The sequence below is a fragment of the Enterobacter sp. 186315 genome, assembly GCF_053290175.1.
The window spans coordinates 17732-37067 of sequence record NZ_JBPTTK010000024.1 but is presented as its reverse complement, the minus strand read 5'-3'; the positions used below and the strand labels follow the sequence as shown (position 1 = coordinate 37067).

Genomic DNA, 19336 nt, shown 5'->3' with positions numbered 1-19336 from the left:
GCCTGAAAATCGCTTACTGCTGAGCCGCCGGGCCGCAGCCACCGATGATCTTGGAAATAGAGATCGCCGGGTGCAGCAGGTAGTCGTAGCTACAGTTGTTTTTGGTGTTCTCTACGCGACCGGTGCAGGCAGTCAGGGTGGTTAATACGCCGACCAGAACGGCGGCTTTTGCCAGTTTGAACATACTCATTCCTTGTAATGAAATTCGACATTTACGGTGAAACACGAGGGAATAAATGGAAAAGCTCCATTTTTGCGAGCGGTATGTTATCGGCGAGTGGTGCGGGGGAGTAGTCCGGTTAAGGACTACTCCGGGAAGGGATAGTGTGCGTTAGTGATGGGAGAACCAGTTCAGCTTTTCACGCAGTTCAACCACGCGGCCGACGATAATCAGCGCCGGGCTTTCAACCTGCTGCGCCAGCTCGCCAAGCTCCGTCAGCACGCCGTCCACCACGCGCTGCGTCACGGCGGTGCCGTTTTCCACCAGCGCCACCGGCATGGTTTCTTCCATGCCGTGCTCCAGCAGCTTGGCCTGAATGGTCGCCGCCTGATTCAGCCCCATATAAAACACCAGGGTCTGCTTTTCCGCGGCCAGATTGTGCCAGTCCAGTTCGCGACCGGTTTTCAGATGGCCTGTGACCAGACGTACGCTCTGGGCGTAATCGCGATGAGTAAGAGGAATACCGGCGTAGGCTGAACAGCCGGACGCGGCGGTAATGCCCGGCACTACGGAGAACGGAATGCCCGCGTTGCACAGGGTTTCCAGCTCCTCGCCGCCGCGGCCAAAGATAAAGGGATCGCCGCCCTTAAGGCGCACCACGCGTTTCCCTTTTTGCGCTTCGCGCAGCAGGATCTGGTTGATCTCCTCCTGCGGCACGCAGTGGTAGCCCGCGCGTTTGCCCACGAAGACGCGATCCGCGTCGCGGCGCACCAGGTTCATGATGTCATCGGACACCAGACGGTCATACACCACGATATCCGCCTGCTGGATCTGCTGAAGCCCTTTAAGCGTCAGTAACCCCGCGTCGCCCGGCCCGGCACCCACCAGCACCACCTCGCCGCGATGCTCCAGCGGTTCAGCCAGCAGCTGTTCGGTGGTTTCTTCGACGGCGCGGCGATCCTGATTCGCCAGCGACTGCGCCAGCCTGTCGTTCACGAAGAATTTTTCCCAGAAGCGACGACGTTCCCCCACGGTGGCGAAGGTTTGCTTCACCCGCGCGCGCAGCTGCCCGGCGTAGCTTGCCACCTGGCCGAGGTGCTGGGGCAGGATCGCCTCCAGCTTTTCACGCAGCAGGCGCGCCAGCACCGGGGAGCGGCCGCCGGAGGACACCGCCACCATCAGCGGGGAACGGTCGATAATCGACGGCATGATAAAGCTGGCCTCTTTCGGCGCGTCCACCACGTTACAGAAGATGCGGCGCGCTTCGCAGGCGTCGCTGACGCGCTGGTTCACGGCGTCATCGTCGGTGGCGGCGATGGTCAGCCAGCAGGTATCCAGCAGCGCTTCGTTAAATTCGCCCTTCGCCAGGGTCAACATGCCTTCCTGCGCCCAGACCTCAAACTGCGGGGCGAAGGCGAGGGCGTTTACCGTGAGCCGCGCGCCAGCCTCTAACAGCAGACGCGCTTTACGTTCAGCCACGTCGCCGCCGCCTACGAGCAGGCAGTCGCGATGGCGTAATTGACAGAAAATCGGCAGGTGATCCACGGCTTTACCTCACAGCATTCATGGCGGGGGAGAAGAATTGACGTCAGGATAACAGCAGGAAATGTACAGAACATACGGTTTTTCCTGCCGTTACCCATAAGGGGTCATAAGCCTTTCATATTGATAAGGCGGGGGCTAGCCTCTCAGCTGCACCTGGCCGTCCTTCACGCGGGCGTCGTAGTGCTTCACGGACACGCTGGCGTCTTCCAGGCAGCGCCCGTCGGTTAAGCTAAAACGCTGCTTTTTCAATGGGCTGGCCACCCATAGCTCGCCCTGATGTTCCGCAATCAGCCCACGCGACAGCACGCTGGCCTCAAAGAACGGGTCAATATTGCTGATGGCAAAAACCTGTTCGTCGTGGCGAGGACGGAAAATCGCGACCTGCTCGTTGCCCAGCAGCGCACAGACGCCGGTGGCGGGCAGGATGTCGTTAATGTTGCAGATATTCACCCACTGGCTCATGCGTTTTCCTCCACCAGAGTCACCGGAATACGTTCATACGGCGTTGCCGGACGATGCTGCTCGCGCTCAGGCACAACCTGCACGTTCGGGTCGCGCTGGTCGCTGTTGATAAAGTGTCTGAAGCGGGTTTGCGCCGCCGGAGTGTTCACGGTTTCGGTCCACTCACAAATCACCGCGTCGCGCAGGCGGGCCATCTCTTCTTCCAGATGGGCGTTCAGGCCCAGCTTGTCGTCGATGATGACCGACTTCAGGTAGTCGATGCCGCCTTCCAGATTGTCCAGCCAAGAGGCGGTACGGGTCAGCTTGTCGGCGGTACGGATGTAGAACATCATGAAGCGGTCAAGATACTGAATCAGCGTATCGCGATCGAGGTCGGCGGCCAGCAGGTCGGCGTGGCGTGGTTTCATCCCGCCGTTACCGCACACGTACAGGTTCCAGCCTTTTTCGGTGGCGATGATGCCCACGTCTTTCCCCTGCGCTTCCGCACATTCGCGGGTACAGCCGGACACGCCAAACTTCATTTTGTGCGGGGTACGGATGCCTTTGTAGCGGTTTTCCAGCTCCACGCCGAAGCCCACGCTGTCGCCCACGCCGTAGCGGCACCAGGTGCTGCCCACGCAGGTTTTCGCCATACGCAGCGCTTTGGCATACGCGTGGCCGGTTTCGAAGCCCGCCTCAATCAGCTGACGCCAGATTTCCGGCAGGTCGTCTTTCTGCGCGCCGAACAGGCCGATGCGCTGGGAGCCGGTGATTTTGGTGTACAGATTAAATTCACGGGCGATACGGCCCACGGCAACCAGCCCTTCCGGGGTGATTTCGCCGCCGGCGGAGCGTGGAATGACGGAGTAGGTGCCGTCTTTCTGGATGTTCGCCAGGAAGTTGTCGTTGGTGTCCTGCAACGGCGTGTGTTCCGGCTTGAGCACGTACTCGTTCCAGCAGGAGGCCAGCAGGGAGCCGACGGTCGGTTTACACACTTCACAGCCGTAGCCCTGGCCGTGTTTTTCCAGCAGCTCGTCGAAGGATTTGATCCCTTCCACGCGGATCAGGTGGTAAAGCTCCTGGCGAGAGTAGGAGAAGTGCTCGCACAGGTTGTTGTTCACTTCGATGCCCTGTTTCGCCAGCTCGGCGTTCAGCACCTGCGTGACCAGCGGGATACAGCCGCCGCAGCCGGTCCCGGCTTTGGTTTCCGCCTTCAGCGCCGCCACGGTGTGACAGCCCTTGTTGATGGCGGAGATCAGCATTCCTTTAGTGACGTCGAAGCAGGAGCAAATCTGGGCGCTGTCCGGCAGTTTATCCACGCCGATGGACGGCTTGCCGCTGGAGGCGTGCGCCGGGAGGATCAGCGCGTCCGGGTTTTCCGGCAGTTCGATGGCGTTCAGCACCAGCTGGAGCAGGTTGCCGTAGTCGCTGGTATCGCCGACTAGCACCGCGCCGAGCAGGGTTTTGTTGTCCTGGCTGACGATCAGGCGTTTATAGACCTCTTTGCTCTCGTCGAGATAGACATAGCTTCGGGCGTTCGGGGTGCGGCCGTGCGCATCACCGATACCGCCCACGTCCACGCCCAGCAGCTTCAGCTTGGCGCTCATGTCCGCGCCGGTGAAGACGTTTTCGCTGCCGAGGATATGGTCAACGGCGACCTGCGCCATTTTGTAGCCAGGGGCGACCAGACCGTAGACGCGGTTGTTCCAGCTGGCGCATTCGCCGATAGCGTAGATATCCGGGTCGGAGGTCTGGCAGGCGTCGTTAATCATGATGCCGCCGCGCTGGGCCACGGCCAGACCGCACTGGTTGGCCAGCTTGTCGCGCGGGCGAATACCGGTGGAGAAGACGATAAAGTCGACCTCCAGCTCGCTGCCGTCGGCAAAACGCATGGTTTTGCGCGCTTCGGTGCCTTCCTGGACGATCTCTTTGGTGTTTTTGCTGGTGTGAACCTTCACGCCCATGCTTTCGATTTTACGGCGCAGCTGGTCGCCACCCATGTGGTCAAGCTGCTCTGCCATCAGCATCGGGGCAAATTCGATAACGTGGGTTTCCACGCCGAGGTTTTTCAGCGCGCCTGCGGCTTCAAGACCCAGCAGGCCGCCGCCAACCACCGCGCCGCGCTTGCTGCGACGCGCGCAGTTTTCGATCGCTTTGAGATCTTCGATGGTACGATAGACGAAGCAATCCTGAGTTTCAGAGCCCTTGATCGGCGGGATCCACGGATAAGAGCCCGTCGCCATAATCAGCTTGTCGTAAAAAACCGTGCGTCCGGCGCTGGAGTGGATCACCTTTTCCTGGCGGTTGATGGTGATGGCGCGTTCGCCCACCAGCACGTTGACGCCGTGCTTCTCGTAGAACCCTTCGCGCACCAGAGAAAGCTCTTCGGCGGTGTGGTGGGAGAAGTAGGAGGAGAGGTGGACACGGTCGTACGCCCTGCGGGGTTCTTCACAGAACACGGTAATATCGAACCGGGCAGCGTCGGCTTTATCGAGAAGGTCCTCAATAAAGCGGTGGCCGACCATGCCGTTACCGATAATGGCGAGTCTGATTTTGCTCATTTTTGCCTCGATTTCTTTTCTATTACTGCCTACCTTAACGATTCAGCACGGGGGGTTATTGATGCAAATCAAATACGCCTTCGCCTACTCCTTAGGTGGTATATGACTGATTTGTCAGGATTTTTATAAGTTCTGGAAATCACTCGCTTTTCGTCGCCGTCGATTTTGTGTACAAATTAGATGGCTATTTTTTAAAAACGCGTACTCCTAAAGTGCAGCCGCGTTTTTCGGGGGAAGATATGTCTACAGCACCACTTTGGCTCGTTCAGAATGTCCGCTTACCGGGTCGCGAAGGGCTATGGCAAATCGCGATTGAAAATGGCCGCTTTGGCGACATCACGCCGATGAATGACGGCCACGCTGAAAGCTATGAAGTCTTAAACGGCCGCGGCGGCCTGGCGATCCCGCCGTTCATCGAGCCGCATATTCACCTCGATACCACCCAGACCGCCGGGGAGCCGAGCTGGAACCAGTCCGGGACGCTGTTTGAGGGCATTGAACGCTGGGCGGAGCGCAAGGCGCTGCTCAGTCATGAAGACGTCAAGGCCCGCGCCTGGAAGACGCTGAAGTGGCAGATCGCCAACGGCATTCAGTTTGTGCGCACGCACGTGGACGTTTCCGACCCGACGCTCACCGCGCTAAAAGCGATGCTTGAAGTCAAACAGGAGGTCGCGCCCTGGGTGACGCTGCAAATCGTCGCCTTCCCGCAGGAGGGGATTCTCTCTTATCCGAACGGCGCGGCCCTGCTGGAAGAGGCGCTCAAGCTGGGCGCGGACGTGGTCGGTGCGATCCCGCATTTCGAATTCACCCGCGAATACGGCGTGCAGTCGCTGCACATCGCCTTTGAGCTGGCGAAGAAGTACGACCGTCCGCTGGATATCCACTGCGATGAGATCGACGACGAACAGTCGCGCTTTGTCGAAACGGTCGCCACGCTGGCCTATGAGGCGGGGATCGGCCCGCGCGTGACCGCCAGCCACACTACCGCGATGCACTCTTACAACGGCGCCTACACCTCGCGCCTGTTCCGCCTGCTGAAGATGTCCGGCATTAACTTTGTCGCCAACCCGCTGGTGAATATCCACCTTCAGGGGCGCTTTGACGACTATCCGAAGCGCAGGGGCATTACGCGGGTCAAGGAGTTGCAGGAGGCGGGCATTAACGTCTGCTTCGGGCACGATGACGTCTTCGACCCGTGGTATCCGCTCGGCACCGGAAACATGCTTCAGGTGCTGCATATGGGGCTGCACGTCTGCCAGATGATGGGCTATCCGCAAATCGACAGCGGGCTAAACCTGATCACCCACAACAGCGCCCGCACCTTTGGCCTGAGCGATTACGGCATTGAGCAGGGCAACCCGGCGAACCTGATTATTCTGCCTGCGGAGAGCGGATTTGAAGCGGTGCGCTGCCAGGTGCCGGTGCGCTGGTCGATTCGTCAGGGGCGGATTATTGCGACCACGCAGCTGGCGCAGACGTGGATCCAGATGGACAGCGGAGGAGAAGAGATTAGCTTTGCCAGAAACAGCCCCTCTGCATAGCGCAAAGGGGCGTGGGGATTAGTGAGAGGTCGCCGCCACGTTGTGCTGGCGGTGGCGGGTCACGAAGCCCAGAACGAAGCACATGATGAACACCACGGCGTACAGGCCGTTAGCGGTGTGCAGCGCCGCCAGCGGGCCGCTGTGCGCTACGATCGGGCCGGTCACCACGAAGGTCAGCATGGTGCCGATGGTGCCGCAGGTCAGGACGAAGTTCACCAGCTTCGGTGACGCCACTTTGGTTTGCAGCGAACCCAGGGTGATGATTGAGGTGTAGATCGCGCTGGAGAAGAAGCCCAGGGTCAGAATGAACCACGGCATATGCTCCGGCGAACCGTTGATAAACAGGTACATCAATACCGTCGCCAGACCCGCCAGCACGGTCAGAATGCGCTGAAGGTCGAAGAAACGCAGAATAAAGCTAAACGCCCACATGCCGAACATGTACGACATCCAGAAATCGCTCACCAGCTGGCCCGCGTCGTTCAGGCTCATACCCAGACCTTTCGCGTATTCCGGCACCCAGGAGATAAAGCCCAGCTGACCGAGGATGTAGCACAGCGCCGCGATAGAGAGGAACAGTACGCCGATCCCCCATTTTTCCTTCGTCACAGGCTCCGCAACGGTCTGCGCCTTTTTGCCCAGCACCGGGAACTCACAGCCGAAGGTCAGAATGAAGATTGCCACGTACACCAGACCGATGCAGGCATAAACCCAGTACCACTCGATGCTGCGCGCCAGCAGCGCGGCGGCGACCATCGGGAAGATCATCCCGGCCATGCTGAAGAAGGAGTCGGTGAACAGCAGACGCGCGCCGCGCTGGCGGCCTTCATACATGTGGGTGATCAGGAACGTACCGATCGACATGGTGATCCCGCTCACCAGACCGAGCACGAACATGGCGGCAGAGAACAGGGCGATGCTGTGGCTCAGCATCAGGCCCGCCACGGCGGCGACCATCAGCACAAAGCCAAAGCGCAGCTGGGTTTTCAGCGGGACGATTTCCATCAGCCAGGCGTTAAGGAAAATGGAGATCAGAATACCGGCGTTGAGGAAGGTAAAGGTGTTACTCATGCTGGAAACGGGCAGCTGGAAGTAGTCTGCGATATTTCCCATCACCATCCCGGTGACGATCACCAACGCGCCGGTCAGGGCGTAGGAGAAAAAGCTGATCCATGTGAGCTTAATGCGGTTGCTGTTAGTCATGTCTGGCCTGTTCAAAGTAAAGTAAAACGCATTGACTGCGTTCGAGCGGGCAGATTTTAGACTTGTACGTGATCTATTTAAACGTTTTCGGAAAATTTCGCGTCAATTTGCAGAGTTTAGTGTGATCTAAATCACATAAAGCGGGGCTAAAACCAATCGTTTGCGTCGTTACAACTGTTTCAATTTCGTAAAATTAGGTAAAAGGCTGGCCTCGGTCCATACTGCTCTTTAGAATCAAGCCACTCGCTCTTCTTTACTGCGCTTTGTTAAGGAATTCTCATGCTCAAATCAACGCTGGCGGCTGTCGCAGCTGTGTTTGCTCTTTCTGCCGTCACTCCTGCTGCGCTGGCAGCAAAAGGCGATCCTCACGTTCTGCTGACCACCTCCGCCGGGAATATTGAGCTGGAACTGAATAGCCAGAAAGCTCCCGTTTCTGTGAAAAACTTCCTCGACTACGTGAACAGCGGCTTCTATAACAACACCACCTTCCACCGCGTGATCCCAGGGTTCATGGTGCAGGGCGGCGGCTTCACCGAGCAGATGCAGCAGAAACAGCCTAACCCGCCAATCAAAAACGAAGCGGACAACGGCCTGCTGAACACCCGTGGCACCATCTCAATGGCGCGCACTGCGGATAAAGACAGCGCGACCAGCCAGTTCTTCCTGAACGTAGCGGACAACGCCTTCCTCGACCACGGCCAGCGCGACTTCGGCTATGCGGTGTTCGGTAAAATTGTGAAAGGCATGGACGTGGCTGACAAGATTTCTCAGGTCCCAACCCACGACGTCGGCCCGTACCAGAACGTGCCGTCAAAACCGGTTGTGATCCTCTCCGCGAAAGTCCTGCCGTAACTCCCCCCGCGCGGGTATCTTCTGCCCGCGCTGTTGCACCCTCCCTGCGAAAGCGCGTTTTGCCGCTTATACTTGTGGCAAACGGATATTTCAGGGAGGCATTACGTGAAAAAACTGACCGACAGGCAAAAAACGCGTCTTTGGGAGCAGCAGCGAGAGGCGAATTTCGAGGCCAGCTGTCTTCTTGAAAAAGGGCGAGGTCCTTCTGACCCCGAGATCGACACGCTGGAGCTTGGGCCATCGGCGCCCGGTTTGCCGCATCTGAGCAAGCTTCACCGCCATCTTTATCGCAATCAGATGAAAGAGGCGGGTGAGTTTCGCACGGACGATATTTCTAAAGGCGACATTCCGTTCTGCCACTTCGAGTACATCGAAAAAGTGGGCAATGAAATCATGGCGGAGCTGGAGAGCGAGCGCTATCTGGCAGGTCTTGAGAAAGCGGAATTTATCGAGCGGATTAGCCATTACTACTGCGAAATCAATATGCTGCATCCCTTCATAAGCGGTAACGGCATCGCCCAGCGCGTATTCTTCGAGCAGCTGGCGATCCACGCCGGTTATCTACTGCGCTGGAACGATATCGACCCAGCCGCCTGGGCCGAGGCCAACCGCAGCGGGGCGACGGGGGATCTCACCGCCCTGACGGACATCTTTAGCAAAGTGGTAAGCGAAGCGCGCGAAACTGAGTAGAATAGGGCGGCCTTTTTGTCCTGGAGCCGCCATGATCCTGCTGATTGATAACTACGATTCCTTCACCTGGAACCTGTACCAGTATTTTTGCGAGCTGGGAGCGGAGGTGGTTGTCCGCCGTAACGATGACATCACCCTCGACGAGATCGCGGCGCTGGCTCCGCAAAAAATCGTGATTTCGCCGGGGCCGTGTACGCCGTCCGAGTCCGGCATTTCGCTGGACGTTATCCGCCACTACGCCGGAACGCTGCCGATCCTCGGCGTCTGCCTGGGGCACCAGGCGATTGCTCAGGCGTTCGGGGCGACCATCGTGCGCGCCGCCCAGGTGATGCACGGCAAAACCTCCCCCGTGACCCATAGCGGCATGGGCGTCTTCAGCGGGCTGAATAATCCGCTGACCGTCACGCGCTACCACTCGCTGGTGATCGACCCGCCGACCCTGCCCGACTGTTTTGAGGTCACCGCCTGGAGCGACACGCGGGAGATCATGGGCATCCGCCATCGCGAATGGGATCTTGAAGGGGTGCAGTTCCACCCGGAAAGCATCCTCAGCGAACAGGGGCACGCGCTGCTGGCGAATTTCCTCAATCGCTGAATATCTATTGCCTTGCTGTGATTTTTTATGCATATTTTGTGATTATATTTTCACAATCAATGTGACATGAAATGGATGGGCATGAGATGGCAACTGAACAATCAGCAATTACCCGCGCGACTTTCGATGAAGTGATCCTGCCGATTTATGCACCGGCTGAGTTTATCCCGGTTAAAGGGAAGGGCAGCCGCGTGTGGGATCAGCAGGGCAAAGAGTACGTTGATTTCGCGGGCGGTATTGCGGTGACGGCGCTGGGCCATTGCCATCCTGCGCTGGTGGAGGCGCTGAAAACCCAGGGCGAAACCCTGTGGCACACCAGCAACGTTTTCACCAACGAGCCGGCGCTGCGCCTGGGTCGTAAACTTATCGATGCCACCTTCGCCGAGCGCGTGCTGTTTATGAACTCCGGCACCGAAGCCAACGAAACTGCCTTCAAGCTGGCGCGCCTTTACGCCAACACGCGTTACAGCCCGTACAAAACCAAAATCATCGCCTTCCATAACGCCTTCCACGGGCGCTCGTTCTTCACCGTGTCCGTGGGCGGCCAGCCCAAATATTCCGACGGCTTCGGCCCTAAACCGGCGGATATCGTCCACGTGCCGTTTAACGATCTTCACGCGGTAAAAGCGGTAATGGACGACCACACCTGCGCGGTGGTGGTCGAGCCGATTCAGGGCGAGGGCGGCGTGACGGCGGCGACGCCGGAATTCCTTAAAGGGCTGCGCGAGCTGTGCGACGAGCATCAGGCGCTGCTGGTGTTTGACGAAGTGCAGAGCGGGATGGGGCGCACCGGCGACCTGTTCGCCTATATGCACTACGGCGTGACGCCGGATATTCTGACCAGCGCCAAAGCCCTCGGCGGCGGCTTCCCGGTCAGCGCGGTGCTGACCACCCAGGAGATCGCCTCCGCGTTCCACGTCGGTTCTCACGGTTCGACCTACGGCGGGAACCCGTTAGCCAGCGCCGTGGCCGGGGCCGCGTTCGATATTATCAACACGCCCGAGGTGCTGAACGGCGTGAATGCGAAGCGCGAGCTGTTTGTGAAGCACCTGCAACAGATTGACGCGCAGTTCGACGTGTTCAGCGAGATCCGCGGGATGGGGCTGCTGATTGGCGCCGAGCTGAAGCCGCAGTACAAAGGCCGCGCGCGCGATTTCTTCCACGCCGCCGCCCACGAAGGGGTGATGGTGCTCAACGCCGGGCCGGACGTGATGCGTTTTGCGCCGTCGCTGGTGGTGGACGAGAAGGATATTGAAGAAGGATTAACGCGGTTTGCGGCGGCGGTCGCCAGGGTTGTTCGCGGGTAAATTAGTACGGCGTTCGCTTTAAAATCCGCGTTAACCACACGCCGTGATGCGGGCGCTGTCGCCATGCCACCGACGAAATGGTGTGCATGGTGCTCAGATGCCCGAGAATGCGCTGCAAATGCTGCTCCAGCGTGCTCATCGGCCCGTGGGTCAGCGTTTCCGGCGCTTCCAGAATGTTCGAATCCCCCGCTTCCCCCGGCGCATCGTACTCCAGACGCTGCTGACACCGCTGCAACGCAATCTCGCAGGACTGTAAATAGCGCTGCGCCAGATCCGGCGTCAGCATCGTGTGCTCGCGCGCCAGCGTGGTCATGGCGTTAATGTGCTCGACGATAAACTGGCTGTGCGTCACCCACAGCCTCATGTCTGCCAGATAGTGCGAGTTAAAGCCCGGCTCCTGCATCGCCTGGTTGAGCGAGTTAAACAGGGCGTTGTGCGCCTGGTTCACCTTCATGCGCTGATACGCCAGCGGGGAGGGCTGCGGATCGTCGCTCAGGATCAGACGAATCGCCTGCTGATCTGCCTCCAGCGCGTCGTGGGCGTTCTGGCGCAGCAGCCCGCTCTGCCACTGCGGCCACAGCCAGACCATGCCGCCAAAGGCAATCAGGCAGCCAATCAGCGTATCCACCAGCCGGGCGACAATAAACTGCTCGCCGTTGAGGGTCAGCAGTTGCAGGGTGTACACCGCCGTCACCGTAAAGCCCACCATCGCCCAGCCGTAGTTCTTGCGGATAATCAGGTAGCTCACCACCGTCACCACCAGCATTCCCATCAGCGTGTACCCGTCCGGGACGTGGAAGTGCAGCGTTATACCGGCAATGATCAGCCCCGCCATGGTGCCGCCCGCCCGGTGCAGAATGCGCACCCGCGTGGCGCCGTAGCCGTTTTGGGTCACGAACAGCACGGTCATTAAGATCCAGTAGGGCTTAGGCAGGTGCAGCGCCATCCCCATCAGGCTGGCGATGCTGAGCATCACGCTTATCCGCGCGGCGTTGCGCAGGGCGGCGGACTTAAGGGACAGATAGCTTTTCAGCGCGGGCAGCAGCGGCAGACGTTTTTGCTTGTCGGCCATCAGATCGCGCGGATAGAGCGGACGCTGGGTGCGCAGCACGCGCGCAATGCGGCTGAAGTGCCACGCGGCGAACTGCCCGACCGGGTTATCCGCGTGCTGACGGGCAATTTTCTCCAGCGCGCCAAGCTGTTTGTCCATGTTAAAACGCGTGGGGTAGCGGTGATAAAGAATGTCGTCCGCCAGCGTGCGCAGGCGTGCGGAAACGGTCTGGGCGTTCCAGCGGATCACCGCTTCGGCGTGGCTGCGCTCCACCAGCTTTTGCACCTCCTGCGGATGGTGAAGGCTGACGGAGATATGCTCCTGGAGATCGAGCCCCACCTGGAAAATGCGCAGCAGGCGCTTGTAGTCCTGGTTTTTATTGGCGGCGAGCATATGCAGCTGCTGATAACACTGGCTGATGAGATCCACCACCTTCTGCTGGCGGGTGAGCAGCGGCGGCAGCGACTTTTCCGGATCGGCGTGCTGGGTGAGCAGGGTATATTTCGCCTCGCAATAGTCCGCAAGCTGAACGTACAGCAGGCTCAGGGATTCGCGCAGCGGCTGTTCGCGCCACAGCCAGAACCAGAACCAGTTAAACAGCCCGTACCACAGCGTGCCGAGCGCGTAGATCAGCAGCGGCTCCCATATCGGCATGTTCCCGGCGAGGCTCAGGGTGAAGATGGCGGCAATCAGCGAGGCGGGCAGCAGCCGGGCGTGCAGCGAGCTAATTTCTGCCGTCACGCCGAGCGTCATCGCCAGCACGGTTAAGATCAGCGGGAGCGGGATATCGCGGGCCAGCAGCAGCTGCACGGCGAGGCTACAGCCTGCAAACAGGCAGCCGCCAATAATCAGGCGTTTGAAAAAGCGTTTGTGCGGCGTGTCCAGACCGGCAATGTTGCAGCAGGCGGGAACGAGGGAGAACAGCAGACCTTGTTGCAGATGGCCGAGCATCAGCCCCACGGCCACGGGAAGACATAACACCAGCGTTTGTCGCAGTGCATAGTTAACTTCCGGGTGATAGATCAGCCTGCGCCACATGGGGAATAGAGACAAAAACGGCGTGGCACCTCGCGATGCCACGCCGTTTGACCGGAATTAACGGGTCCCGTAAACCACGATAGTTTTACCGTGGGCGGAAATCAGGTTCTGGTCTTCGAGCATTTTCAGGATACGGCCAACCGTTTCACGAGAACAGCCGACGATCTGACCAATTTCCTGACGCGTGATTTTAATTTGCATACCGTCAGGGTGGGTCATGGCGTCTGGCTGTTTCGCCAGGTTCAGCAGCGTCTGTGCGATACGGCCTGTCACGTCCAGGAAGGCGAGGTTACCCACTTTCTCGGAGGTCACTTGCAGACGGCGCGCCATCTGGGAAGAGAGACGCATCAGGATGTCAGGGTTAACCTGAATCAGCTGACGGAATTTCTTGTAGGAGATTTCAGCCACTTCACACGCGGTTTTCGCACGAACCCAGGCGCTACGTTCCTGGCCTTCTTCAAACAGGCCCAGTTCACCGATGAAATCGCCCTGGTTCAGATAAGAAAGGATCATTTCTTTGCCTTCCTCATCTTTGATCAGCACTGCCACCGAGCCTTTAACGATGTAATACAACGTTTCCGCTTTTTCACCCTGGTGAATCAGCGTGCTCTTTGATGGATACTTATGAATATGGCAATGAGACAAGAACCATTCAAGTGTCGGGTCTGTTTGCGGTTTGCCAAGCACCATGCGCTGTTATCCTCTGTTATAAGCTGTCACCAGAGTCATAAGATGCATCCAGACTCTGGGGTTGCAATCGAATTCTTACCCATACCCTGGGAAGTCGGCTGTCGTAACATTATCGCAGCCAGTAAAGTTTGATGTCCTCTGCATACATGTGTAACGTCAATGTATTACTGTAGCATCCCGAGTGTTTTAGCATAGCTTTTGCCGCGTGTCTCCTGGTGTCTCGCTTCAGCATGATGCATGTCGCCTTCCGTTGCGAGAAATGTAACGCACGCGTAATCTGTCACCAAAAATGCAACGTTGGAGTTAATGAATATGCAAGCGCGTGTGAAATGGGTTGAAGGTTTAACGTTCCTGGGCGAATCCGCTTCCGGACACCAGATTTTGATGGACGGCAACTCCGGCGATAAAGCCCCAAGCCCAATGGAGATGGTGCTGATGGCGGCGGGCGGTTGCAGCGCGATTGACGTGGTGTCGATTTTGCAAAAAGGGCGTCATGACGTCACCGATTGCGAGGTAAAGCTTACTTCAGAACGTCGCGAAGAGGCTCCACGCTATTTCACCCACATTAATCTGCATTTTATCGTGACCGGAAAAGCGCTCAAGGACGCGGCGGTATCGCGCGCGGTTGACCTTTCTGCGGAGAAATACTGCTCTGTGGCGTTAATGCTGGAGAAAGCGGTAAAAATTACGCATTCGTTTGAGGTGATCGAAGCGTAACAAATTGGGCATCGTGCGCGTTGATGCCCTCACCCTGGCCCTCTCCCACAGGGAGAGGGAAAATGATCACTCGATCTGCTTCCCTTCCATCAACCGCTGCACCAGCGGGGTCATGATCAGCTCCATCGCCAGCCCCATTTTCCCGCCCGGAACCACTAAAGTATTCATATGAGAAATGAAAGAGCCTTGCAGCATCGCCAGCAGCCAGGGGTAATCGATGTTATCCAGATTGCGGAAATGGATGACCACAAAGCTCTCGTCCAGCGACGGGATGCCTTTGGCGGCAAACGGGTTTGAGGTGTCCACCGTCGGGACGCGCTGGAAGTTGATGTGGGTGCGGGAGAACTGCGGGGTCAGGAAGTTGATGTAATCTTCCATGGAACGCACCACCGAATCCATCACCGCCTCGCGGGAGTGCCCGCGCTCGCTCATATCGCGCGTCAGCTTCTGGATCCACTCCAGGTTCACAATCGGCACCACGCCCACCAGCAGATCCACATGGCGCGCCACGTCGTGTTGCGCGGTCACCACGCCGCCGTGCAGCCCTTCATAAAACAGCACGTCGGTCGGCTCAGGGAGCGGCTGCCACGGGGTAAAGGTCCCCGGCACCTGGTTCCAGGGCACCGCTTCATCGTAGGTGTGCAGATACTTGCGCGACTGGCCAGTGCCGCTTAAGCCGTACTCGCGAAACGTCTGCTCCAGCAGGCTAAAGTCGTTGGCGTCAGGGCCGAAATAGCTGATGTGCTTGCCGAGATCGCGCGCCTTGCGAATCGCCATATCCATTTCAGGACGGGTGTAGCGGTGAAAGCTGTCGCCTTCGACCTCTGCGGCCCGTAAATTCAGCTGGGCGAAAATCTTGCGAAAGGCGAGGCTGGTGGTGGTAGTGCCCGCACCGCTGGAGCCTGTAACGGCAATAACCGGATGTCTGGCAGACATAGCAACTCCCTGACTGAAAAGGTTTAAGGGTCAGCCGTGAAAGGCATTGCGGGGCATGATATTGACCGTTTCGTGCAGCTCAGACCATACCAGCACCACGTCGCCGCTTTTAAGCTGGCGCTTCACATCGTTGACCTTTTGTTCGAGCGAACGCTCCTGCTCACCATAATCGGTGCCTTCGCGTAATACAAAGCTTTCAATCAGATTATCGAGCGTTTCGGGAGACAGATCCTGCCAGGGAATAATCATTTTGCACCGTCCAGGAAAGCGGTTAGCCAGTCGGGAATGCGCGTTTCCAGCCACATCTGCGGGCGTCTTAAGGTGCCGCCCACAAAGCCAACGTGGCCGCCGTGCTCGGTCAGCTGGTACGTCACGTTTGCGGGCAGAAACGCCTGCGCGGGGATGGAGTGATGATCCATAAACGGGTCATCTTTCGCATGGATGATAAGCGTCGGTTTGGTGATTTTGCTGAGCAGCGGCATGGCGCTGCACTGGCGATAGTAGTCGATCGCATCGGCAAAACCGTGAATTTTGGCGGTGATCAGATCGTCGAACTCGCGGATGCGCCGCACTTTTTTGAGCTGTTGCAGGCTTACCGGCAGGGTATCCGGGTAGGCCTTCAGTTTGCGCGCGGCGTTGGCTTTTAGCAGGTTCAGCAGATAGCGCTGATAGACGCGTGAAAAGCCCTTTTCCATGTGGTTGCTACAGTGCTCCAGCATAAACGGCGCGGAGACAATCACCGCAGCGTCCAGCGGGATGGTGTCGCCCTCTTTCGCCAGCAGGCAGGCCAGCATATTACCGCCGAGGGAGTAGCCCACCGCCGCCGTCGGCACGGTGCCGAACTTCTCGTTCAGCCAGCGCAGGAACCAGGTGCCGTCTTCGGTTTCGCCGGAATGATAGATACGCTTCTGGCGATTTGGCTCGCCGCTGCATCCGCGAAAATGCATCACCACGCCCAGCCAGCCGCGCGCTTTCGCCGCCTGGATCAGACCGTGCGCGTAGGGGCTGTGCAGACTGCCTTCCAGACCGTGAAACACCACCAGACGCGGCTTGTCTTTGGCCTGCTCGGGATCTTCGCTCCAGGCGAGATCCACAAAATCACCGTCCGGCAGATCCAGGCGCTGCCAGTGTGGGGTGAACTGTAGCCTGCGGCGAATAAGGCGCGGCAGCATGGTTTGCAGGTGGCGGTTAGCCACGCCGCGCATGGGCACGAACGCTGCGCTCTCTTCGGCGGCAATGTCGAAGTCTGATGGGATGATTTGGGTCATAAAGGCGAAGCTAATTATTGTCTGTTATTTACGATACCTTCCTGATTGTACCCCGTTTAGTCCGCTTTTCCGAAACATGAACTGATCCCGATCACATTTTCTTACGTTGATTATTACTCTCAGGCTAACGATCACGCACTACGCTTAATTGATGCCTTTCTCGCCAGCGTGCAGACTTTACTCAACGTTAAGCAAATCAGAATGATTAGCTGAATCAGGAGGTTAATAATGTTATCTGGGCAAACACCGACCCGGCAATGGAACACGCGACGCACCGAAAAAGCGCGTCGCCTGGCTTCCGTACCGGTGCAGGGCAAGGTACTGCCAACCGGCGACCTTGTCGCCATGCTGGAAAAACTGATTGCGCCGGGCGATAAAGTCGTTCTGGAAGGCAACAACCAGAAGCAGGCAGATTTTCTTTCCCGTTCGCTTGCTGAAGTGAACCCGCAAATCGTTCACGACCTGCATATGATCATGCCAAGCGTGGGCCGCAGCGAGCACCTCGATATCTTTGAAAAAGGCATCGCCCGCAAACTCGACTTCTCCTTCTCCGGTACTCAAAGCCTGCGCATTTCGCAGCTGCTGGAAGACGGACAGCTCGAAATCGGCGCCATCCACACCTACATCGAACTTTACTCCCGCCTGTACGTCGATCTCTCGCCAAACGTGGCGCTGATTGCGGGCTTTAAAGCCGACAGCAAAGGTAACCTTTATACCGGTGCCAGCACCGAAGATACCCCAGCGCTGGTGGAAGCCGCCGCGTTCCACGACGGAATTGTTATCGCCCAGGTCAACGAGCTGGTGGATGACGAAACCGATCTGCCGCGAGTGGACATCCCTGGCTCCTGGATTGACTACGTGGTTGTCGCCGACAAGCCGTTCTTTATCGAACCGCTGTTCACCCGCGACCCGCGTCTGATCAAGCAAGAACACATCCTGATGGCGATGATGGCCATCAAAGGCATCTACGCCGAGCACCAGGTGCAGTCTCTGAACCACGGGATTGGCTTTAACACGGCGGCGATTGAGCTGCTGCTGCCAACCTACGGTGAACAGCTCGGCCTCAAAGGCAAAATCTGTAAACACTGGACGCTCAACCCGCATCCAACGCTAATCCCGGCGATTGAAAGCGGCTGGGTCGAAAGCGTTCACTGCTTCGGCGGCGAGCTGGGGATGGAAGAGTACATCCGCGCCCGTCCTGACATCTTCTTTACCGGGGCCGACGGCTCCATGCGCTCTAACCGCGCCTTCTGCCAGCTGGCAGGCCAGTACGCGGTAGATATGTTTATCGGTTCGACCTTGCAGGTGGACGGCTACGCCAACTCCTCTACCGTAACGCGCGGTCGTCTGTCCGGCTTCGGCGGTGCGCCAAACATGGGTCATGACCCGCACGGTCGCCGTCATGCAACGCCAGCCTGGCTGAACATGATCACCGAGCCTGACCCAATGCAGCGCGGTAAAAAACTGGTCGTGCAGATGGTCGAAACCTTCCAGGCGGGCGTGAAGCCAACCTTCGTCGAAAAACTCGATGCCGTTGACGTTGCCAAAGCCTCCGGAATGCCGCTGGCGCCGGTGATGATTTACGGTGACGACGTGACCCACGTGCTGACGGAAGAGGGCATTGCTTACCTCTACCGTGCGAAAGATCTGGAAGAGCGTCGGGCGATGGTCGCCGCCGTAGCGGGTATCACCGATATCGGCCTCGGCGTTGACGCCAAACGGGTGGCGGAACTGCGCCAGAGCGGCAAAGTGGTCTACCCGGAAGATATGGGCATTCGCCGTACCGACGCCACCCGCTCTCTGCTGGCGGCCGGTAGCGTGTCGGATCTCGTGGAATGGTCCGGCGGCCTTTACAACCCACCTGCGAAATTCCGGAGCTGGTAATGAAACTTCTGCCCCAGATTCAGGTTGAAGGCGGTGCCGAATGGCTGGCGCGAACCGCCACGCAGTGTCTGATTGACGAAGCACGTTTAAGCCCGAAACCCGGTCTGGTGGACAGTCGGGGGAACGGCGCGCACCACGATCTCACGCTTGCGTTGATGGAGCGTTCCGCGCACAGCCTCACCCCTACGTTTCAGGCGCTGGCGCAGCAAAGCTGGCAGCGTCCGGCGGATATCTCTCTGCGCCAGACCGTCGGTCGACTGGGCCGTGAAGGCGAACAGCAGATGATGGCCGCCACCAGCGGGGTTAACACCCACCGTGGCGCAATCTGGGCGCTCGGGCTGCTGGTCAGCGCCGTGGCGATGCAGGGCGGTAGCGCAACCGCGCAGGCCGTCGCGCAGACCGCCGCAGGGCTGGCGAAGCTGCCGGACGACGCCGCACCGAAAGTGTTCAGCAAAGGGCTTCGCGCCACCCACCGTTATCGGGTGCCGGGCGCGCGCGAAGAGGCGCAGCAGGCGTTTCCGCACGTAATGCAGCGGGCGCTGCCCCAGCTTCGTCTGAGCCGCCTCAACGGCAGCAGCGAAACCCACGCCCGGCTCGACGCGCTGATGGCCATCATGACCTCGCTCACCGATACCTGCGTGCTCTCACGCGCCGGGATGGAGGGGTTAGACGCCATGCAGGACGGGGCGCGTGCGGTGCTGAGCGCCGGCGGGTGTGCCACGCCGGCAGGCCAGCTTGCGCTGGCGGCGTTAGACCGTCAGATGCTGGCGCTCAACGCTTCGCCGGGCGGTGCCGCTGATTTGCTCGCCGCCACGCTGTTTCTCGACCGTATCGAGATGCCTAATTCAAAGCATTAA

18 protein-coding genes are annotated in these 19336 nt (G+C 58.6%); 8 read left to right on the top strand and 10 right to left on the bottom strand.

Annotation, left to right across the window (positions count from 1 at the left end; genetic code table 11):
* Positions 1-13: 13 nt before the first annotated feature.
* The 4 genes from ACSVHP_RS19990 to nirB all read right to left on the bottom strand — a co-directional run bounded on the left by ACSVHP_RS19990 (position 14) and on the right by nirB (position 4707).
* On the bottom strand, positions 14-184 hold the full coding sequence (locus ACSVHP_RS19990; protein WP_234671627.1) for a YhfL family protein: 171 nt from the start codon (positions 182-184) through the stop codon (positions 14-16).
* Between the two features lie 147 nt (positions 185-331).
* Positions 332-1705 (bottom strand): siroheme synthase CysG, encoded by a 1374-nt coding sequence (cysG, locus tag ACSVHP_RS19985; RefSeq protein ID WP_234671617.1) that lies wholly within the window; start codon positions 1703-1705, stop codon positions 332-334.
* Positions 1706-1840: 135 nt separating this feature from the next.
* On the bottom strand, positions 1841-2167 hold the full coding sequence (nirD, locus tag ACSVHP_RS19980) for a nitrite reductase small subunit NirD (protein WP_447552807.1): 327 nt from the start codon (positions 2165-2167) through the stop codon (positions 1841-1843).
* Positions 2164-4707 carry a nitrite reductase large subunit NirB gene (gene nirB / locus ACSVHP_RS19975; RefSeq protein ID WP_447552806.1) on the bottom strand — a complete coding sequence of 848 codons (2544 nt, stop codon included), beginning with the start codon at positions 4705-4707 and terminating at the stop codon, positions 2164-2166. The genes nirD and nirB overlap by 4 nt, the downstream gene beginning before the upstream one ends.
* Positions 4708-4946: 239 nt before the next feature.
* Between nirB and ACSVHP_RS19970 the strand changes: the two genes are divergently transcribed.
* Positions 4947-6248, top strand: a complete 1302-nt coding sequence (locus tag ACSVHP_RS19970; RefSeq protein ID WP_417314415.1) for a cytosine deaminase — start codon at positions 4947-4949, stop codon at positions 6246-6248.
* 18 nt (positions 6249-6266) lie between these two features.
* On the opposite strand, the gene tsgA is transcribed toward ACSVHP_RS19970, so the two are convergent.
* Positions 6267-7451, bottom strand: coding sequence for an MFS transporter TsgA (tsgA, locus tag ACSVHP_RS19965; protein ID WP_447552805.1), 1185 nt, complete (start codon positions 7449-7451; stop codon positions 6267-6269).
* A gap of 279 nt (positions 7452-7730) precedes the next feature.
* Between tsgA and ppiA the strand changes: the two genes are divergently transcribed.
* The 4 genes from ppiA (at position 7731) to argD (ending at position 10895) form a co-directional block, all read left to right on the top strand.
* Positions 7731-8303, top strand: a complete 573-nt coding sequence (ppiA, locus tag ACSVHP_RS19960; RefSeq protein WP_234671606.1) for a peptidylprolyl isomerase A — start codon at positions 7731-7733, stop codon at positions 8301-8303.
* Positions 8304-8408: 105 nt separating this feature from the next.
* Positions 8409-8993 (top strand): putative adenosine monophosphate-protein transferase Fic, encoded by a 585-nt coding sequence (locus tag ACSVHP_RS19955; RefSeq protein ID WP_447552804.1) that lies wholly within the window; start codon positions 8409-8411, stop codon positions 8991-8993.
* A 31-nt stretch (positions 8994-9024) separates the two neighbouring features.
* Positions 9025-9588, top strand: a complete 564-nt coding sequence (pabA, locus tag ACSVHP_RS19950; RefSeq protein WP_447552803.1) for an aminodeoxychorismate synthase component 2 — start codon at positions 9025-9027, stop codon at positions 9586-9588.
* Between the two features lie 86 nt (positions 9589-9674).
* Positions 9675-10895, top strand: coding sequence for a bifunctional acetylornithine/succinyldiaminopimelate transaminase (argD, locus tag ACSVHP_RS19945; RefSeq protein ID WP_447552802.1), 1221 nt, complete (start codon positions 9675-9677; stop codon positions 10893-10895).
* 1 nt (position 10896) lies between these two features.
* On the opposite strand, the gene ACSVHP_RS19940 is transcribed toward argD, so the two are convergent.
* Entirely contained in the window at positions 10897-12984 is a 2088-nt protein-coding gene (locus ACSVHP_RS19940) for a YccS/YhfK family putative transporter (protein ID WP_447552833.1), read from the bottom strand.
* A gap of 57 nt (positions 12985-13041) precedes the next feature.
* The gene (gene crp, locus ACSVHP_RS19935) at positions 13042-13674 is read right to left on the bottom strand and encodes a cAMP-activated global transcriptional regulator CRP (RefSeq protein ID WP_000242758.1); all 633 of its coding nucleotides are present in this window, start codon (positions 13672-13674) and stop codon (positions 13042-13044) included.
* A 312-nt stretch (positions 13675-13986) separates the two neighbouring features.
* Here crp and ACSVHP_RS19930 point away from each other — a divergent pair, with 312 nt between their 5' ends.
* Positions 13987-14391, top strand: a complete 405-nt coding sequence (locus ACSVHP_RS19930) for an OsmC family protein (protein ID WP_054804341.1) — start codon at positions 13987-13989, stop codon at positions 14389-14391.
* 66 nt (positions 14392-14457) lie between these two features.
* Here ACSVHP_RS19930 and ACSVHP_RS19925 read toward each other — a convergent pair whose 3' ends face one another.
* Genes ACSVHP_RS19925 through ACSVHP_RS19915 form a run of 3 tightly spaced genes read right to left on the bottom strand, consistent with a single transcriptional unit; the run spans position 14458 to position 16595 of the window.
* Entirely contained in the window at positions 14458-15327 is an 870-nt protein-coding gene (locus ACSVHP_RS19925) for a phosphoribulokinase (protein WP_234671596.1), read from the bottom strand.
* A gap of 30 nt (positions 15328-15357) precedes the next feature.
* Complete coding sequence (locus ACSVHP_RS19920; protein ID WP_234671593.1) at positions 15358-15576, bottom strand: YheU family protein; 219 nt, start codon at positions 15574-15576, stop codon at positions 15358-15360.
* The gene (locus ACSVHP_RS19915) at positions 15573-16595 is read right to left on the bottom strand and encodes a hydrolase (protein WP_234671591.1); all 1023 of its coding nucleotides are present in this window, start codon (positions 16593-16595) and stop codon (positions 15573-15575) included. The genes ACSVHP_RS19920 and ACSVHP_RS19915 overlap by 4 nt, the downstream gene beginning before the upstream one ends.
* A 228-nt stretch (positions 16596-16823) precedes the next feature.
* Between ACSVHP_RS19915 and mdcA the strand changes: the two genes are divergently transcribed.
* Positions 16824-18479: a malonate decarboxylase subunit alpha gene (gene mdcA, locus ACSVHP_RS19910; RefSeq protein WP_234671589.1), complete on the top strand. Its 1656-nt coding sequence runs from the start codon at positions 16824-16826 to the stop codon at positions 18477-18479.
* Entirely contained in the window at positions 18479-19336 is an 858-nt protein-coding gene (locus ACSVHP_RS19905) for a triphosphoribosyl-dephospho-CoA synthase (protein ID WP_447552801.1), read from the top strand. Before mdcA ends, ACSVHP_RS19905 begins: the two co-directional genes overlap by 1 nt.

Bases quoted from the DNA above. Each gene is read 5' to 3' on its own strand.
- ACSVHP_RS19990 (WP_234671627.1), bottom strand. From the start codon at position 184: ATGTTCAAACTGGCAAAAGCCGCCGTTCTGGTCGGCGTATTAACCACC.
- nirD (WP_447552807.1), bottom strand. From the start codon at position 2,167: ATGAGCCAGTGGGTGAATATCTGCAACATTAACGACATCCTGCCCGCC.
- nirB (WP_447552806.1), bottom strand. From the start codon at position 4,707: ATGAGCAAAATCAGACTCGCCATTATCGGTAACGGCATGGTCGGCCAC.
- ACSVHP_RS19970 (WP_417314415.1), top strand. From the start codon at position 4,947: ATGTCTACAGCACCACTTTGGCTCGTTCAGAATGTCCGCTTACCGGGT.
- tsgA (WP_447552805.1), bottom strand. From the start codon at position 7,451: ATGACTAACAGCAACCGCATTAAGCTCACATGGATCAGCTTTTTCTCC.
- ppiA (WP_234671606.1), top strand. From the start codon at position 7,731: ATGCTCAAATCAACGCTGGCGGCTGTCGCAGCTGTGTTTGCTCTTTCT.
- pabA (WP_447552803.1), top strand. From the start codon at position 9,025: ATGATCCTGCTGATTGATAACTACGATTCCTTCACCTGGAACCTGTAC.
- argD (WP_447552802.1), top strand. From the start codon at position 9,675: ATGGCAACTGAACAATCAGCAATTACCCGCGCGACTTTCGATGAAGTG.
- ACSVHP_RS19940 (WP_447552833.1), bottom strand. From the start codon at position 12,984: ATGTGGCGCAGGCTGATCTATCACCCGGAAGTTAACTATGCACTGCGA.
- crp (WP_000242758.1), bottom strand. From the start codon at position 13,674: ATGGTGCTTGGCAAACCGCAAACAGACCCGACACTTGAATGGTTCTTG.
- ACSVHP_RS19930 (WP_054804341.1), top strand. From the start codon at position 13,987: ATGCAAGCGCGTGTGAAATGGGTTGAAGGTTTAACGTTCCTGGGCGAA.
- ACSVHP_RS19925 (WP_234671596.1), bottom strand. From the start codon at position 15,327: ATGTCTGCCAGACATCCGGTTATTGCCGTTACAGGCTCCAGCGGTGCG.
- ACSVHP_RS19920 (WP_234671593.1), bottom strand. From the start codon at position 15,576: ATGATTATTCCCTGGCAGGATCTGTCTCCCGAAACGCTCGATAATCTG.
- ACSVHP_RS19915 (WP_234671591.1), bottom strand. From the start codon at position 16,595: ATGACCCAAATCATCCCATCAGACTTCGACATTGCCGCCGAAGAGAGC.
- mdcA (WP_234671589.1), top strand. From the start codon at position 16,824: ATGTTATCTGGGCAAACACCGACCCGGCAATGGAACACGCGACGCACC.
- ACSVHP_RS19905 (WP_447552801.1), top strand. From the start codon at position 18,479: ATGAAACTTCTGCCCCAGATTCAGGTTGAAGGCGGTGCCGAATGGCTG.